17 protein-coding genes are annotated in these 15264 nt (G+C 69.9%); 10 read left to right on the top strand and 7 right to left on the bottom strand.

Going from position 1 to position 15264, the window contains the following annotated elements; translation table 11 throughout:
* Positions 1 to 23 precede the first annotated feature (23 nt).
* Positions 24 to 896 (top strand): KPN_02809 family neutral zinc metallopeptidase, encoded by an 873-nt coding sequence (gene ypfJ / locus OVA26_RS03195; protein ID WP_268102948.1) that lies wholly within the window; start codon positions 24 to 26, stop codon positions 894 to 896.
* 153 nt (positions 897 to 1049) lie between these two features.
* Here ypfJ and OVA26_RS03190 read toward each other — a convergent pair whose 3' ends face one another.
* The 3 genes from OVA26_RS03190 to OVA26_RS03180 all read right to left on the bottom strand — a co-directional run bounded on the left by OVA26_RS03190 (position 1050) and on the right by OVA26_RS03180 (position 3066).
* Positions 1050 to 1658, bottom strand: a complete 609-nt coding sequence (locus OVA26_RS03190) for a copper resistance CopC family protein (RefSeq protein WP_268102947.1) — start codon at positions 1656 to 1658, stop codon at positions 1050 to 1052.
* Positions 1659 to 1660: 2 nt separating this feature from the next.
* Complete coding sequence (locus OVA26_RS03185; RefSeq protein ID WP_268102946.1) at positions 1661 to 2404, bottom strand: YcnI family copper-binding membrane protein; 744 nt, start codon at positions 2402 to 2404, stop codon at positions 1661 to 1663.
* Positions 2405 to 2475: 71 nt separating this feature from the next.
* A complete protein-coding gene (locus tag OVA26_RS03180) occupies positions 2476 to 3066 on the bottom strand; it encodes a hypothetical protein (protein WP_268102945.1) in 591 nt (196 codons plus the stop codon).
* A gap of 383 nt (positions 3067 to 3449) precedes the next feature.
* Between OVA26_RS03180 and OVA26_RS03175 the strand changes: the two genes are divergently transcribed.
* Together OVA26_RS03175 and OVA26_RS03170 are read left to right on the top strand one after the other, a co-directional pair.
* Positions 3450 to 3995, top strand: a complete 546-nt coding sequence (locus tag OVA26_RS03175) for a hypothetical protein (RefSeq protein ID WP_268102944.1) — start codon at positions 3450 to 3452, stop codon at positions 3993 to 3995.
* A 146-nt stretch (positions 3996 to 4141) separates the two neighbouring features.
* On the top strand, positions 4142 to 4726 hold the full coding sequence (locus tag OVA26_RS03170) for a GNAT family N-acetyltransferase (protein WP_268102943.1): 585 nt from the start codon (positions 4142 to 4144) through the stop codon (positions 4724 to 4726).
* An 8-nt stretch (positions 4727 to 4734) separates the two neighbouring features.
* On the opposite strand, the gene OVA26_RS03165 is transcribed toward OVA26_RS03170, so the two are convergent.
* The 3 genes from OVA26_RS03165 to OVA26_RS03155 form a co-directional block, all read right to left on the bottom strand.
* On the bottom strand, positions 4735 to 5049 hold the full coding sequence (locus tag OVA26_RS03165; protein ID WP_268102942.1) for a type II toxin-antitoxin system RelE/ParE family toxin: 315 nt from the start codon (positions 5047 to 5049) through the stop codon (positions 4735 to 4737).
* A 108-nt stretch (positions 5050 to 5157) separates the two neighbouring features.
* Positions 5158 to 5508: a DUF4190 domain-containing protein gene (locus OVA26_RS03160; protein WP_268102941.1), complete on the bottom strand. Its 351-nt coding sequence runs from the start codon at positions 5506 to 5508 to the stop codon at positions 5158 to 5160.
* Between the two features lie 210 nt (positions 5509 to 5718).
* Complete coding sequence (locus OVA26_RS03155) at positions 5719 to 6810, bottom strand: VanZ family protein (RefSeq protein WP_268102940.1); 1092 nt, start codon at positions 6808 to 6810, stop codon at positions 5719 to 5721.
* Positions 6811 to 7051: 241 nt separating this feature from the next.
* On the opposite strand from OVA26_RS03155, the gene OVA26_RS03150 reads away from it, so the two are divergent.
* Both OVA26_RS03150 and OVA26_RS03145 read left to right on the top strand, forming a co-directional pair.
* Positions 7052 to 9145, top strand: coding sequence for an APC family permease (locus tag OVA26_RS03150; RefSeq protein ID WP_056225395.1), 2094 nt, complete (start codon positions 7052 to 7054; stop codon positions 9143 to 9145).
* 210 nt (positions 9146 to 9355) lie between these two features.
* Complete coding sequence (locus OVA26_RS03145) at positions 9356 to 9721, top strand: PLD nuclease N-terminal domain-containing protein (protein ID WP_268102939.1); 366 nt, start codon at positions 9356 to 9358, stop codon at positions 9719 to 9721.
* Between the two features lie 51 nt (positions 9722 to 9772).
* Here OVA26_RS03145 and arfB read toward each other — a convergent pair whose 3' ends face one another.
* The gene (gene arfB, locus OVA26_RS03140) at positions 9773 to 10192 is read right to left on the bottom strand and encodes an alternative ribosome rescue aminoacyl-tRNA hydrolase ArfB (protein ID WP_268104857.1); all 420 of its coding nucleotides are present in this window, start codon (positions 10190 to 10192) and stop codon (positions 9773 to 9775) included.
* Between the two features lie 404 nt (positions 10193 to 10596).
* Here arfB and OVA26_RS03135 point away from each other — a divergent pair, with 404 nt between their 5' ends.
* Genes OVA26_RS03135 through kdpC form a run of 5 tightly spaced genes read left to right on the top strand, consistent with a single transcriptional unit; the run spans position 10597 to position 15250 of the window.
* A complete protein-coding gene (locus tag OVA26_RS03135) occupies positions 10597 to 10737 on the top strand; it encodes a hypothetical protein (RefSeq protein ID WP_200914118.1) in 141 nt (46 codons plus the stop codon).
* Positions 10734 to 10823, top strand: a complete 90-nt coding sequence (gene kdpF / locus OVA26_RS03130) for a K(+)-transporting ATPase subunit F (RefSeq protein ID WP_103211052.1) — start codon at positions 10734 to 10736, stop codon at positions 10821 to 10823. Before OVA26_RS03135 ends, kdpF begins: the two co-directional genes overlap by 4 nt.
* A gap of 13 nt (positions 10824 to 10836) precedes the next feature.
* Positions 10837 to 12510 carry a potassium-transporting ATPase subunit KdpA gene (kdpA, locus tag OVA26_RS03125; protein WP_442786068.1) on the top strand — a complete coding sequence of 558 codons (1674 nt, stop codon included), beginning with the start codon at positions 10837 to 10839 and terminating at the stop codon, positions 12508 to 12510.
* Positions 12510 to 14648, top strand: coding sequence for a potassium-transporting ATPase subunit KdpB (gene kdpB / locus OVA26_RS03120; RefSeq protein ID WP_268102937.1), 2139 nt, complete (start codon positions 12510 to 12512; stop codon positions 14646 to 14648). Before kdpA ends, kdpB begins: the two co-directional genes overlap by 1 nt.
* 11 nt (positions 14649 to 14659) lie before the next feature.
* Complete coding sequence (gene kdpC / locus OVA26_RS03115) at positions 14660 to 15250, top strand: K(+)-transporting ATPase subunit C (RefSeq protein ID WP_268102936.1); 591 nt, start codon at positions 14660 to 14662, stop codon at positions 15248 to 15250.
* Positions 15251 to 15264 lie beyond the last annotated feature (14 nt).

Here is a 15264-nt window from a genome sequence, read left to right as displayed (position 1 = left end):
GGTCGGCGCGTAGCGTGATCGCCGTGACGTTCAACGACAATGCCCGCGTCGGCGGCAACTCGGCCAAGCGCCGAGGAGGAACCGTGGCGGCCGTCGGCGGTGGGGCAGTGGGCCTCGGCGCCGTGGTGGTGCTGCTCATCTCGATGTTCACCGGGACCGACCTCACCGGCCTGCTCGGCTCGGGCGGCGGTGCGGCACCCGGCAGCGGCGGCGAACAGGTCGCAAGCTGCGAGACGGGTCGGGATGCCAACACCGACGACGCCTGCCGCCTGGCCGCGGCATCGCTCGACATCGACCAGTTCTGGGCGGAACGCCTCGACGGCTACCGCAAGCCCCAGCTCGTCATCGTCGACCAGCAGACGGGGAGCTCGTGCGGCACGGCCTCGAACGCGACCGGTCCGTTCTACTGCCCGCCCGACGAGACCGTGTTCGTCGACCCGACCTTCTTCTCGATCCTGCGCGCGCAATACGACACCACCGCGGGCCCTCTCGCCCAGCTCTACGTGCTCGCGCACGAGTACGGCCACCACGTCCAGAACCTCACCGGCGTGATGGAGCGGTACCCGAACAACGGAACCGGAGCCGACAGCAACGGCGTCCGCACCGAATTGCAGGCGGACTGCTTCGCGGGGGCCTGGGTCGCCGCAGCCTCCGAGCAGGTGGACGAGAACGGCACCCCCTACCTGCAGCCTCCGACCGAGCAGCAGATCCTCGACGCCCTGTCGGCCGCGTCCGCCGTGGGCGACGACCACATCCAGGCCGAGGCGGGTCAGATCTCGAACCCCGACAGCTTCACGCACGGATCGAGCGCGCAGCGCACCCGGTGGTTCGACGAGGGCCGCCAGGGCGGCGTCAACGCCTGCGACACGTTCTCGGTGCCCGGCGGCAGCCTCTAGGCCTCCGCCGGCGCCGCCTCGCGAGAGTCGATCAGCGTCGTCCCCCGCCTCCCAGGACTGCCCGTTCGACTCGGGATGCCGAAACCCGGCGCACCCACCCCGACCCCGCGGAACGGGACTCGGGGTGGACGCGCCGGGTCATGGCATCCGGAATCACTCGGTGTCGGGCGACTCCTGTTCTTCGCGGGGACGGCGGCTGAGGATGACGACGACGATCACGCCGACGAGCACGACCGCTCCGCCACCCACGAGCAGGCCCACGGTCAGGCCCGACATCCCGCCCGAGGTCGAGGGTGCGGCCACCGGGGTCTCCGCCGGGGCGGCGCCCTGAGCGCTCACGCACGGGGAGGCGTCGGCACCGGGCGACATGCTCTCACCCGTGTACGTGAACGGGATCTCACCCGAGACGGGATGCCCGTCGGACGAGACCGCTCGCCACTCCACCGTGTACCCACCGGGCGCTCCGAGAGCCACCGGGAGGGTCAGGGTCGGCCCCGCGAGGGCCACGCACTCGCTCTCGTAGTGCTTGCCGTCGGGCCCGATCACGATGATGATGTTCCCCCCGTCGTAGCCGAGCAGGTTGGCGCTGAAATCGAGGGTGACCTCCGACAGCGACGAGACGCTTCCGCCCTCGGCGGGCGTCGACGACACGAGGCTGTCGTGCGCAGAGGCCGCCGACGCCCCGCCGAGGGCGGCGGTCATCGCCGCAGCGACGACCACCGCTCCGACCAGGGCCCGGCGCAGAGCGTTCCGGGAGCCCATGCTCAGCTGCGCTTCGGGCGACGCGACACGGCGATGGCGCCGAGAACGGCGCCGGCGATCGCGATCACGAGAGCGGCGATGCTGACACCCAGCGACAGTCCCGAGGAGTCGCTCGACTGAGCCGCGGCCTCCATCGAGTGGTCGTCCATCGTCGGCGCGGCCGATGCCCCGCCGTGACCGCCGTGGCCGCTCGCGGGCGGGGTGTCGTTGATGTACAGCACGGGTGCGGGCTCAAGCGTGTCGTCAGCCGCGACCTGCTCGGGGGTGTTCGTCCAGTCGACGACAGAGCCGTCCGAGTACGTCTGCACGGCGGGGAGCACGAGGTGACCCGTGTCGGGGATCGGCCCGAGGACCGCCGAGAAGATCTGGAACTGGTCCTGACCGATGCCCACACCGGGGTCGGCCTGCCACACGATCTTGAGCGGGCCGTCCGAGATGGTGTTGCCGTCGACCTCGACGGGGGCGGGCAGGGCCCCCTTCTCGACGGTGGCGGTCCAGCCCGGGACGGGCTCGACGAGAACCGAGGTCAGCGGGGTGTCGGTCGGCAGAGTCACCTCGACCTTGACGGTCGACGCGGTCTTCGACTCGGTGGGGACGCGGAAGTTCACGGTGGCGTAGCTGCCGGCCGTGGCGGTGTTGGGGTTGACGGTGACGTGGGCCGACGCCGCGAGGGGGACGGCGATCGCCAGGGCCGCGCCGGCGGCGAGGCCGACGAGAGCACGACGAAGAGTGGTCTTTCGAGACATGGTGCTGCTTTCTGAGAAGTGCGCACGCCGATGAGGCGTTTCTGTCGCGCGAAGGATGAGGGGGGTCGGGATCAGGCCGCGAGCGGCGGACCCCGGTGCCTCATCGACGACAGCACGGTCATCGCCGTCGTCAGCAGCAGCGGCTCGGGCGCCGAGAGAACGGCATCCGTCCGCGGAGGAAGACCACGCACGGGGCGCAGCACGGAGAGCACCGCGACGAAGAACCGGGCGATCGCCTGCACCGCTCGCTCGCCACGGCCGAGCGCGACGACCGTCACCAGAGCGGCGACGGCGTGTGCCGCCCACATCCACGGCGACTCCGTGCCGTGAGCGGATGCGCTGTGCGCTCCGGCGGCGCTGAAGACGGATGCCGCGCCGTGGTGAGCGACCGGGACGAACCCGCCCTGCAGATCGAGCACGAGCAACGCGTGGAACAGCGCCTGGCTGAGCACGACCGCGAGCGACAGTCGCGTCCACGACAGCGCGCGGCCCGCGAGCAGGACGCAGACGGGAGCCGCGAGACACAGGGCCAGCACGATGTTGACGACGGGCGGTCGCTCGGCTGACACGGCCGAGTGCGACAGGGTCGCCACGAACGTCGCGACCGCGGCTGCGGCCATGCCGCGCCCCGCTCGCTGCGCGCGCCCTGCTCTCGACGACATCGAATCCTCCGGGTCAAGCCTAGGCGGCGGGGCTGCAGGGAGCGGCGAGGGGTGGTCCGGCGTCGAGACACCGGGCTCGGTCCGCGCAGGTGCAGCCGGCGCCGCGCGCCGCACGACGGGACCGGAGGCGCACGGCCCTCGACGCGCCGACGGCGATCTTGTACGGTGCAGGGGTGAAGAGGGCGGCGGCGATCACAACGGGGATCTCGATCCTGGTGGTCGGCGGTCTCGTGGCCCTCGCCGCGCCGGCCGTAGCCGGGGCGTACACGCAGGTGTCGTCCTGGCGGCTCCCAGAAGCGTCACCCGCCGCTGCTTCCGACGCGGAGCCCGCCGCGACGGCATCCGAAGCTTCATCGACCTCGCCGCCCGACGATCACGTCGACGTGGGCGACGGCGTCTCGATCCACGCAAACGATCCCGAGGGCTGCGACAAGCCCGCATCGCTGCATCTCGGGCGGGCGAGCGCGGTTCTGAGCCGAGATCTCGTCGACCGAGGTCCTCGCGATTTTGCGGAAGGCACAGTGGGCCGCGACGGCCAGGGGCGCGTCGTGACGTACACCGTCGCGGCGGGTGATGCCCTTGACGCGATCGGCGATCGGTTCTGCCTGGCGAACCCCACAGTCGTCGCGACCTTGAACCACACGCGGGTGATTCAGCCCGGTGAGCTGCTGCTCCTGCGACCGGACAGCACGCTCCCCTGGATTCCCTACTTCAATCCGAACAGCGCGACGCAGGGGTACCTTCAGATCCCCTATCAGCGCGCCGTCGAGAAGATGAGCGCCGCCGCCCACGCGGGCGACCTGGATGCTCTCCGCTCGATCTTCGCGAACGACCTCGAGGCGCTGTTCCCCGATCCCGCCGAGGCCGATGTCATTCGTGACGCCCTCGCAGCCGGCGATCTCACGGCGCTGCGTCAGATGTTCGCCTGAGACCGATCACGATGCCGCGCCGGGGCTGCCGGCTTCACGCGGATCCCGCGCGCAGCGCCTCCCACGGCGTCGTGCGCGGCGTCGGCGAACGGCTCGTTCGTTCCGCGACGGTGGCGGGCGCGGCTGTCTTGGGTAGCGTCGGGGACATGGCCGACGACGCGATCCACGACACCGACACCGCCCTGGCATACGGTTCCGCCCTGCTGGGCGGCGAGCGCGTGCGGCTCCGCGCGCTGACCGACGCCGACCTCGACCCGCTCGTCGACTGGTGGCTGCGGAGCGACAGCGCCGTGCTGCAGCAGAACAGCGTGAGCCCGCGCCCGGCGGCATCCGTTCGCGAGATGTTTCAGGCGTGGAGCCGCAATGACTCCCCCGGCGGGGCGGGCTTCAGCATCGACGACGAGACCGGGCAGCTCATCGGTCACGCCACGATGTGGGGAGCCGCCCTCCCGGCCCGCATCGCGACCTTCGCGATCATCCTCGGCCCGGATGCCGTCGGCCGCGGATACGGCGCGGATGCCACGCGCACCATGCTGCGGTTCGCCTTCGACGAGCTCGGGGTGCACAAGGTCGAGCTCCGCGTGTGGGCCTTCAACGACCGCGCCATCCGGGCCTACGAGAAGGCGGGATTCCTGCGCGAGGGCGTGAGACGCGCGGTGGCGTTCCACGGCGGGCGGTTCCACGACGAGGTCCTCATGGGCGTGCTCGCCGAGGAGTTCCGCGCGGGCTGACCGGCGCCTCAGCCGGCGAAGGCGCCCCCCACATCGCGGCGCGCGTGCAGCACGCGGTGAACCCGGACGACATCGTCATCGTGCGTATACAGGAGCTGATACGGGAACCTCTCGACCGCCAGACTGCAGAGTCCCAGGATTCCGGTGAGGGCTTCGGCCGACATCGATCCCACCGAGGGCAAGGCCGCGATGCGGCGAACGCACTGTTCGATCGCGTCGACGAACCGCTCGGCCGTCGCCGCGTCGGCGGTCTGTCGGTAGACCTCCACGGCGTCGGTGAGGTCATCGTCGGCGGCGTGGGAGGAGACGACGCGGCGCGTCACCGGGATTCGGTGCCGCGCGCCCGCAGTCGATCGAGGTAGGCGGCATCCATTTCCGAACCGTCGCCCGAACGGATGCCGTCGAGGACGGCGTCGCGGAGGCTGCGGAGGTCAGCGGCCGCTGTAGAGAAGTCCGGTGCCGAGAACACCGGCGAAGCTGAGGAGCAGGAAGAGGCCGATAGCGATGGCACCGACGAGCACAAGACCGTTCAGGATGACACCCGCGATGGCCATGCCGTGTCCGGAGGGCTCCTTTCGGAAACCGACGAATCCGAGGATGAGACCGGTGAGGGGGACGATGAAGGTGAAGCCGAAGAAGATCGACACGATTCCCAGGACCATGCTGGCCACGCTGAGCCCGCGCGGAGGAGCGGGCTGATAGCCGACGTACACCTGCGTGGGCGGCGTCCCGGAGGGCTGCGCGGGGGCGTGGTCACGGTAGGGCTGCTGCGGGTTGGTCATAACGGTGTCCCTTTCACTGACGAGACGAGGATCCCCCGATCTGCGGGAGTCTTCCTCGGTCGGGGCTGGCTCGGCTCCACCGTAGCGAGGGCCCGATTGCGGAGATGACACCCAGAGTGGACTGTGCGAACTGACCTGCTCACCCGCGAACGCCCGCGGCGCATCCGGCTCGTGGCCACGAGCGAAGGTCACTCCCTCCGGCAGTCCGTGTCATCGGGCTCGAGCGCCCCGGTCCACCGTCGGGCTGACCACCCCCGCACGGTCGTCGACAAGGCGGCGCCGGCCGATCCACCCGGTGAGCCCGCGACCGTCGGGCCACACGAGCAGAAGGGCCGCGGTGGCCAGCGCCAGGAGGAACGCCGTCAGCGACCACGGCGTCGGAAGCTCGGCGAGGACCGTGTACATCCCGGCTCCGGTCGCGAAGCGCAGGGGTCGTGCAACCCAGGCCGGCAGCGCGCCGTTCGTGAACCGCACGCGCGTGGCCAGGTCGCCGATCGAGCGACCCGTCGTCAGGATCACCGCGAGCCAGAGCCCCGCCGCCGCGACCACGCCCGCGAGCGAGGCGACGCGATCGGTCGAGAACGACGACGTCTCGCGAACGAGCAGTACGAGCACGGCCTGCGCCACCACGGCGACGGCGACGCCGACCAGCCAGACGCCCACGACGTCGCACACCAGCCCCAGCAGGCGGCGGCGACGGGTCACGGGGCGCGGGGTCTCGACATCCGGAGCCCTCTCCACCCCGCGGTGCTGCGCCGGGACGACGAACGCGAGGATCGACCCGAGCAGCGCACCACTCGTGTTCGCGAGAAGGTCGTCGACGTCGAAGACGCGGTACGCGCAGGGGAAGATCCCCCACGCACCGGTCAGTTGCGTGGTCTCGATGATCCCCGAGGTCGCGAAGCCGACGAGACCCGCGATCAGGATGCCGCGACCTCCGAGCACGCGCAGGAAGAAGCCGAGAGGCGCGAACAACAGCACGTTCAACGCCACCTGCAGGACCACGGGGTCGGTGAGGTAGCGCCCCGACACGGCGACGGCGGCGCGCACCTCGTCGACGAAGGCGAAGGGATGCAGGTTGACGCCCGCGCAGCGGTAGACCTCGGAGTCGGGGAGCGGGATGAGCGTGTACGTCCAGATCGCCCAGAAGTACACGGCCGCCGCCGCCCACAGCAGGGCGCGTCCGAGCGTGAGTCGGCCGCGGCGCCGGTAGCTGACCGCGACGAACGGCACGAAGGCGAGGACGGCGACCAGCGCCCCCGCGACGACGGCCAACAGCCCCGAGCGCACGATGTTGTCCACCTCGCGAGCCTAGGCGGCCCGCGGCGAGACCATCGGGCCGCTCAAGACGTGCGTCGGTGGCATCATCGCGACGGTGACCTCGCACGATCACGAGGGGGCGGAAATCATCGGGAATATCGCGTCGCCGCGAGCGTTTCCTGCCCTGCAGGAATCATTTCCCCCGCCACCACCAGGTCACGGTCCGGCGACCATGCGCTGAACGGTGTGCGCGTCAGATTGCGCATGGCGTCCAGTGCGCGTAATGTCGCGCGCCGTGACTGACGAAAGTCGCGTTGACGGCGAAGAGACGCCGATCGCGAAACGCATCCTGATCGGCGAGCCCCTCACGTCGGAGAAACTCGACGAGCAGCTCCTCCCGAAGAAGATGGCGCTGCCGATCTTCGCCTCCGACGCGCTCTCCTCCGTGGCCTACGCCCCGCAGGAGCTGCTGATGATCCTGCTCATCGGCGGAACGGCCCTGCTGACCCTCAGCCCGTGGGTCGCGGTCGCGGTCGTGACACTCCTGGTCGTGGTCGTGCTGAGCTACCGCCAGCTCATCAAGGCGTACCCCTCGGGCGGCGGTGACTATGAGGTCGCGAGCAAGAATCTGGGCGAGGTGCCCGGGGTGGTCGTCGCCGCAGCTCTCCTGGTGGACTACGTGCTCACGGTCGCCGTGTCAGTGGCATCCGGAGTCGACAACATCATCTCGGCATTGCCCGAATTGAATCCTTTCCGCGTCGAGATCGCGGTCGGGTTCGTGATCCTCATCGTGATCGTCAATCTCCGCGGCGTGCGCGAGGCGTCGAGCGTCTTCGCGATCCCGACGTACCTCTTCATCGGCTCGGTCGGCGTCATGATCGTCGTGGGTCTCGGGCGCACGCTCCTCGGCGATGCCCCCGTCGCCGAGAGCGCCCAGTACGCCGTGCAGGCCGAGTCGCTCACGCAAGCGGCGCTCATCCTGCTCGTGCTGCGCGCCTTCTCGAGCGGCTGCTCGGCCCTCACGGGCGTCGAGGCCGTGTCCAACGGCGTGCCCGCGTTCCGCATGCCGAAGATTCGCAACGCGCAGACGACGCTCACCATGATGGGCGGCATCGCCATCGTGCTGTTCGCCGGTCTGACGATCCTCGCCCTCATCTCGGGCGTGCACTACGCCGAGAACCCCTGCCACCTGATCGGCTTCGACTGCGCCAACAACCCGCAGCCGAGCCTCATGGCCCAGGTCGCCGCCGCCACCTTCGGCATGGGAAGCATCCCGTTCTTCATCATCCAGGCCGCCACCGCGTGCGTGCTGCTGCTGGCCGCCAACACCGCCTTCAACGGCTTCCCCCTGCTGGGTGCCGTGCTCGCCCGCGACGGCTACGCCCCGAAGGCCCTGAACACCCGCGGCGACCGCCTCGTGTACTCGAACGGCATGATCATCCTCGGCATCGTCGCCATCGGCGTGCTGATCGTCTACCAGGCCAACCTCACGACGCTGATCCAGCTCTACATCATCGGTGTGTTCGTCTCGTTCTCGCTCGGTCAGATCGGCATGGTCAGGCACTGGCGCCGCGCACTGCGCGGGCTGAAGGACCTGCCGCCCGAGGCGGCGAAGCAGCAGTCGGCCGCGATCGAGCGCCGCTCGGCGATCTCGGGCCTGTGGATCAACTCCGTCGGCGCGGCGATGACCGTCCTCGTGCTGTTGATCGTCACGATCACGAAGTTCACCCACGGCGCGTGGCTCGTGTTCATCGCGATCCCGATCCTCGCGGTGCTGATGATCGGCGTGAACCGCTACTACCGCGACGTCGAGCACGAGATCCGCATGGACGACACCGTGCACTTCGGCTCGTCGGGAGACGTCGCGATCGTCCTCGTGAACCGCCTGCAGAAGCCCGTCATGAAGGCGATCGACTACGCCCTCGCGGCCAACCATCAGAAGACCCTCGCGGTCCATGTCGCCATCACCGACGAAGACGCGGCGAGACTGCAGAAGGAATGGGCCGACCACGAGATGCCCATTCCGCTGGTCATCATCGACTCGCCGTACCGCACGTACACCTCGCCGGTGTCGGCCTTCATCAAGAAGTACCGCGAGAACAACGGCTCCGCCGTCGTGACCGTGTACCTCCCCCAGTTCATCGTCGGACACTGGTGGGAGTCGATCCTGCACAACCGCCGCTCGCGCCGTCTCGCGCACCAGCTGATGCTCGTGCACGGCGTCTCGATCACCCTCGTGCCGTGGCTGCTCGACTCGTCCGAGGTGATCTACGGCCGCCGGTCGCGTCCGCTCCCCGGTCAGCAGCGCGGTGGTCAGCCCGTGGCCGAGGCCCCGGCCCACAAGGCGCGGAAGACGCCCACCGACTCGGCATCCTGAGCCCCTCTCGAACGCCCCCGCCCCTCCGGCGGGGGCGTTCGGCGTTTCGGCGCGCGACGGGCGGGCGGCGGCGGGCCGAACTCCTGATGAACGCGCGGTTCAGCCGGTGGAATCAGCCCCGCAGACGCCGCGCGCGCGAAGAGGCAGGAGTTCGGCCCGCTCGCGAAGCGGCGGTGGACGCCGCCGGGAGTCTCCGCCAGGGTGGATGCCATGCCCGTCCTCGCCCTGCTGACCCTCGTCGTGATGGTGATCGCCCTCATCGATGCCATCACCCGCCGCGAGGACCAGGTGAAGCACCTGCCGAAGTTCGCGTGGATCTTCTTCATCGTGCTGCTGCCGCTGATCGGCTCGATCCTGTGGTTCGCCCTCGGCCGCGAGTACGAGGCACGGTCGACCCCGATGTCGTTCGGCGACCCACGGCGCTGGCAGAAGGACGCGCAGCCCGCTCCCCCACCCGCCCCGCGCGAGAGCCGCACCACCGAGCAGCAGATCGCCGACCTCGAGCGCGAGATGCACCTCGCCGACCTCGAGGAGCAGGTGCGCCGCCGCCGGGCCGAGGGCGGCGCGACCAGCTGACTCCCCGCGCCGCCGTCGCCATGTTGAGTGACGGGACCGGACGGTCCTGCGTCAGTCGGTCGGGCGCCGACGCATCTTCTTCACGTCGGTGCGGCGCTGCTTGGCCTGCAGGCGGCGCTCCTTCGACCCGCGCGTGGGTTTCGTCGCGCGGCGGGGCGGGGCGGGCGGGCGAACCGCCTCGGCGACGAGGGCCGCGAGCCGGGCGCGCGCGGCGTCGCGATTGCGCAGCTGCGCCCGATGCTCCGAGGCCGCGATCGTCAGCACCCCGTCGACCAGCCGGTCGCCGAGCCGCTCGAGCACGCGCTCACGCTGAACCCGTGAGAGAACGGCGGATGCCGTGGCATCCCACATCACCTCCGCCCGGGAGTCGGCGGTGTTCACGCCCTGACCGCCCGGGCCCGACGAGCGTGAGAACCGCCACGACAGCTCGGCCGCCGGGATGGTGAGCCCCGCGGTCACGCGCACGTCCATGTCGGCCATGCCTCCATCATGCGTCGGTGGGCCCTGTGAAGAGGTAGCCCTCGTGACACAACGCAGGACATTCGGCCCTTACGGTCCCGATCCCGCACGGCCGACGGCATCCGACGGCCGATACTCCTGCGTTGTGTCGTCCCCTCCGCGGCGAACCATCCCGGACGGCTCCGGCATCCGGGACAGCGCTCCGGCTCCGTTGCGTCCACCTCACCCCGTACGAGTAAGCACCCCGTGCGCGTGAGAGCTCCTTCCCCGTAAGCACCCCGTATGCGTCCGTCAGGGACCCGTAGGGAAAGCGTTAGGACGCCGGGATGCCGCGGGCTCGAGGAGTTGTATCGACAGACGTGCCGCCCCGCGGCGCCCGCGGCCCGCCCGCGGTCAGACCCGAATCTGGAGTCGTCGTGCTCGATGTCGTCTTCCTCGCCGTGACCGTCGCGATCTTCGCGCTGGTCGCGCTCGTCGCCAAGGGGGTCGAGAAGATGGGCCCCGAGGCCCGCCCCTCGTCCGCCCGTCCCACCGGTCGAGGCGGTGAGCGCTCGTGATCGTCTTCTCGATCCTGGCCGCCGTGCTCGCGGTCGCCGCCGTCGTGTACCTCGTGGTCGCGCTCGTCCGACCGGAGAAGTTCTGAGATGGATTCCGGCATGATCTGGTCGATCGTCCTGACCAGCCTCACCCTCATCGTCGCCCTGGGCTTGGCGTATCGCCCCCTCGGTGACTACATCGCCCGCATCTACACCGGCGAGCGCGATCTCGCGGTCGAGCGCGGCACCTACCGCCTGATCGGCGTCGACCCCCGCAGCGCCCAGACCTGGCAGGCCTACCTGCGCTCGGTGCTGCTGTTCTCGTTCGTCGGCGTCGTGTTCGTGTACGCGATCATGCGCCTGCAGGCGGTGCTGCCGCTGTCGCTCGGCTTCGATTCCCCCGGCGAGGCACTGTCGTTCAACACGGCGGTGTCGTTCGTGACGAACACCAACTGGCAGTCGTACTCGGGTGAGCTGACCCTCGGGTACACCGTGCAGTTCGCCGCCCTCACCGTGCAGAACTTCGTGTCGGCCGCCGTCGGCATCGCGGTGGCCGTGGCGCTCGTCCGCGGCTTCGCCTATCGCCGCAGCGGTGTGATCGGCAACTTCTGGGTCGACCTCGTGCGCGGCACCTACCGTCTGCTGCTGCCCATCGCGATCATCGCGGCGATCGTGCTGCTCGCCGGTGGCGTCATCCAGAACCTCTCGGGATTCACGGATGCCACAACGGTGGCGGGCGCCGCCCAGTCGATCCCCGGCGGGCCGGTCGCCTCGCAGGAAGCCATCAAGCTGCTCGGCACTAACGGTGGCGGGTTCTTCAACACGAACTCGGCTCACCCCTTCGAGAACCCCACGCCGTGGACGAACCTCTTCGAGATCTTCCTCATGCTGGTGATCCCGTTCTCGCTCCCCCGCGCCTTCGGTCGGATCGTCGGTGACAACCGCCAGGGCTACACGATCCTCGGTGTGATGGGCGCGATCTTCGTGGCATCCGCGGCCCTTCTGACCTGGGCCGAGGTGGCCGGCAACGGCACGGCTCCGATGCTCGCGGGCGGCGCGATGGAGGGCAAGGAGGTGCGCTTCGGCATCTTCGGGTCGACCCTCTTCAGCACCACCAGCACCCTCACCTCGACCGGTGCCGTCAACTCCATGCACGACAGCTACACCGCTCTCGGCGGCATGATGCCGATGATCAACATGATGCTCGGCGAGATCGCCCCCGGCGGTGTCGGATCGGGCCTCTACGGCATGCTGATCCTCGCCGTGATCGCGGTCTTCGTCGGTGGTCTGCTGATCGGCCGCACGCCCGAATACCTCGGCAAGAAGATCGGGCCGAAGGAGATCAAGCTCGCGAGCCTGTACATCCTCGTCACCCCGACCCTCGTGCTGGCCGGGACCGCGTTGAGCTTCGGCGTCCCCGCGATCCGCTCCGATGTCGAGACCACCTCGATCTGGAATCCGGGCGTCCACGGCCTGAGCGAAGTGCTCTACGCCTTCACCTCGGCCGCGAACAACAACGGTTCGGCGTTCGCGGGCCTCACCGCCAACACCCCGTGGTTCAACACCGCACTCGGTGTGGCGATGCTGCTCGGCCGGTTCCTGCCGATCGTGTTCGTGCTGGCCCTCGCCGGTTCGCTCGCTGCTCAGGATGCCGTGCCCTCCACCGCCGGCACCCTGCCGACGCACCGCCCGCAGTTCGCCGGCCTCCTGGGCGGCGTCGCGGTGATCGTGACGGCCCTCACCTATTTCCCGGTCCTCACCCTCGGACCCCTCGCTGAAGGACTTACCCGCTGATGTCCACCCTCACCCACGCCCCGGCCCCCGAAGCCGAACCGGCGGCGACCGCCCCGCGCCGCGCGTTCAGCGCCGCGCAGGTCGTGGCCGCCCTGCCGGGCGCGGCCAAGAAGCTCAACCCCGCCGCGCAGTGGCGCAACCCCGTGATGTTCCTCGTCTGGGTGGGTGCCGCCTTGACGACGCTCATCGCGATCGCCGAGCCCTTCCTCGGCGGCAGCGACGACAGCCTCCCCTTCGGCTTCACCTGGGGCATCGCCGTCTGGCTATGGCTCACGGTGTTCTTCGCGAACATCGCCGAGTCGGTCGCCGAGGGCCGCGGCAAGGCCCAGGCCGCGACCCTGCGCAAGACGCGCACGACGACCTCGGCCCGCCGCGTCGTCTCGTACGACGAGAAGGCCGACCCCTCGGCATCCGGTGCCACCACCGAAGACGTCCCCTCGGGCGACCTCCGCGTCGGCGACATCGTGCTGGTCGAGACCGGGGAGCTCATCCCCGGCGACGGCGACATCGTGTCGGGCATCGCGACGGTCGACGAGTCGGCCATCACGGGCGAGTCCGCCCCGGTCGTGCGCGAGTCGGGTGGTGACCGCAGCGCCGTCACCGGCGGCACGCGCGTGCTCAGCGACCGCATCGTGGTGAAGATCACCTCGAAGCCGGGCGAGACGTTCGTCGACCGCATGATCGCCCTGGTCGAGGGCGCGTCGCGTCAGCGCACGCCCAACGAGATCGCGCTGAACATCCTGCTCGCGAGCCTGTCGATCGTCTTCGTCGTCGTGGTGCTCGTGCTCAACCCGATCGCCTCGTACGCGGCATCGCCCGTCTCGATCCCCGTGCTGGTCGCGCTGCTCGTCTGCCTGATCCCGACGACCATCGGTGCCCTGCTCAGCGCGATCGGCATCGCGGGCATGGACCGTCTCGTGCAGCGCAACGTGCTCGCGATGTCGGGTCGCGCGGTCGAGGCCGCGGGAGATGTCACCACCCTGCTGCTGGATAAGACCGGCACCATCACCTACGGCAACCGTCGCGCGTCGGCCTTCGTGCCGATGAAGGGCGTCGGGAGCCCCGAGCTCGCCGAGTACGCCTCGCTGTCGTCGCAGGCCGACCCCACACCCGAGGGCGTCTCGGTGGTCGAGCTGGCCGCAGCTCAAGGCATCGTCGCCGACATGCCGCGCGGTGCCGAGCCCGTACCGTTCACCGCCCAGACCCGCATGAGCGGCCTCGACCTCGTCGATGGCACGCAGGTGCGCAAGGGCGCGAGCGCGGCCGTGCTCGCGTGGCTCGAGGCCTCGGGCAGCCCGGTCGCCCCGGCGCTGCGCGCGCAGCTGATGAGCGAGACGGATGCCATCGCCCAGTCCGGCGGCACGCCCCTGGTCGTCGCGACCCTGTCGAAGGGCGCGGGTCAGGTGCTCGGCGTCATCCACCTCAAGGACGTCGTCAAGGACGGCCTGCGCGAGCGCTTCGGCGAGCTGCGCGCGATGGGGATCCGCACCGTCATGATCACGGGCGACAACCCCCTCACCGCCAAGGCCATCGCCGCCGAGGCGGGTGTCGACGACTTCCTCGCCGAGGCCACGCCCGAAGACAAGCTCGCCCTCATCCAGCGCGAGCAGGAGGGCGGCAACCTCGTCGCGATGACCGGTGACGGCACGAACGACGCCCCCGCCCTGGCGCAGGCCGACGTGGGTGTCGCGATGAACACGGGCACCTCGGCCGCGAAAGAGGCCGGCAACATGGTCGACCTCGATTCCGACCCGACCAAGCTGATCGACATCGTCCGCATCGGAAAGCAGCTGCTCATCACGCGCGGCGCCCTGACCACGTTCTCGCTCGCCAACGACATCGCGAAGTACTTCGCGATCATCCCGGCGATGTTCATGGGCGTGTTCCCGGGCCTCGCGGCGCTGAACATCATGGGTCTGCACTCCCCGGCATCCGCCGTGACGAGCGCGATCATCTTCAACGCGATCGTCATCATCGTGCTGATCCCCCTGGCCCTGCGCGGAGTGAAGTACCGCGCGGCGAGCGCGTCGAGCATCCTCAGCCGCAACCTGCTCGTCTACGGGCTCGGCGGCGTCATCGTCCCCTTCATCGGCATCAAGCTCATCGACCTCGTCGTGAGCCTGCTCCCCGGCTTCTGAAAGGCCCCGTCATGCGCACCACCCTGCGTACCACCGGCGTCGCCGTCCGCGCGATGGTCGTCTTCACCCTCCTCCTCGGCGTGGCCTACATGCTGCTGATCACCGCGGTCGGCCAGGTCGCCCTGCCGTTCCAGGCGAACGGTTCACTGATCACGACTGCCGACGGGCAGGTCTCGGGCTCGCAGCTGATCGGGCAGTCCTTCGCGGATGCCGATGGCAACGCGCTCCCGCAGTACTTCCAGTCCCGTCCCTCGGCCGCGGGCGACGGCTACGACTCCACCGCGTCGAGCGGATCGAACTGGGGCCCTGAGAACGAAGACCTGATCGCCGCGATCGAGGAGCGCAAGGCCGCCTCGGTCGAGCTCGACGGGTCGGGGCAGATCTCCGCCGACGCGCTCACCGCCTCGGCCTCCGGCCTCGACCCCGACATCTCGGTGGAGAACGCCGAGCGACAGGTCGCCCGCGTCGCTGAGGCCCGCGGCATCTCGGCATCCGAGGTCGAATCCCTCGTCAGCGCGCACACCATCCCGCGCGACCTGGGGTACCTCGGCGACCCGCGCGTGAACGTGGTCGAACTCAATCGCGCGCTCGACGCCCTCTGAGAGACGAGAATCAG

It is taken from the genome of Microbacterium sp. SL62, from assembly GCF_026672635.1.
In the GTDB taxonomy this organism is placed as follows: Bacteria; Actinomycetota; Actinomycetes; order Actinomycetales; family Microbacteriaceae; genus Microbacterium; species Microbacterium testaceum_A.
Note: the sequence above shows the minus strand (reverse complement) of the source record. Positions and strands in the feature narration are given on the sequence as shown.

Coding starts and splice junctions, on each gene's coding strand:
- OVA26_RS03190 (WP_268102947.1), bottom strand. CDS start 1,658: ATGGGCTCCCGGAACGCTCTGCGCCGGGCCCTGGTCGGAGCGGTGGTC.
- OVA26_RS03185 (WP_268102946.1), bottom strand. CDS start 2,404: ATGTCTCGAAAGACCACTCTTCGTCGTGCTCTCGTCGGCCTCGCCGCC.
- OVA26_RS03180 (WP_268102945.1), bottom strand. CDS start 3,066: ATGTCGTCGAGAGCAGGGCGCGCGCAGCGAGCGGGGCGCGGCATGGCC.
- OVA26_RS03170 (WP_268102943.1), top strand. CDS start 4,142: ATGGCCGACGACGCGATCCACGACACCGACACCGCCCTGGCATACGGT.
- OVA26_RS03160 (WP_268102941.1), bottom strand. CDS start 5,508: ATGACCAACCCGCAGCAGCCCTACCGTGACCACGCCCCCGCGCAGCCC.
- OVA26_RS03150 (WP_056225395.1), top strand. CDS start 7,052: ATGTCGCGCGCCGTGACTGACGAAAGTCGCGTTGACGGCGAAGAGACG.
- OVA26_RS03145 (WP_268102939.1), top strand. CDS start 9,356: ATGCCCGTCCTCGCCCTGCTGACCCTCGTCGTGATGGTGATCGCCCTC.
- arfB (WP_268104857.1), bottom strand. CDS start 10,192: ATGGACGTGCGCGTGACCGCGGGGCTCACCATCCCGGCGGCCGAGCTG.
- kdpA (WP_442786068.1), top strand. CDS start 10,837: ATGATCTGGTCGATCGTCCTGACCAGCCTCACCCTCATCGTCGCCCTG.
- kdpB (WP_268102937.1), top strand. CDS start 12,510: ATGTCCACCCTCACCCACGCCCCGGCCCCCGAAGCCGAACCGGCGGCG.
- kdpC (WP_268102936.1), top strand. CDS start 14,660: ATGCGCACCACCCTGCGTACCACCGGCGTCGCCGTCCGCGCGATGGTC.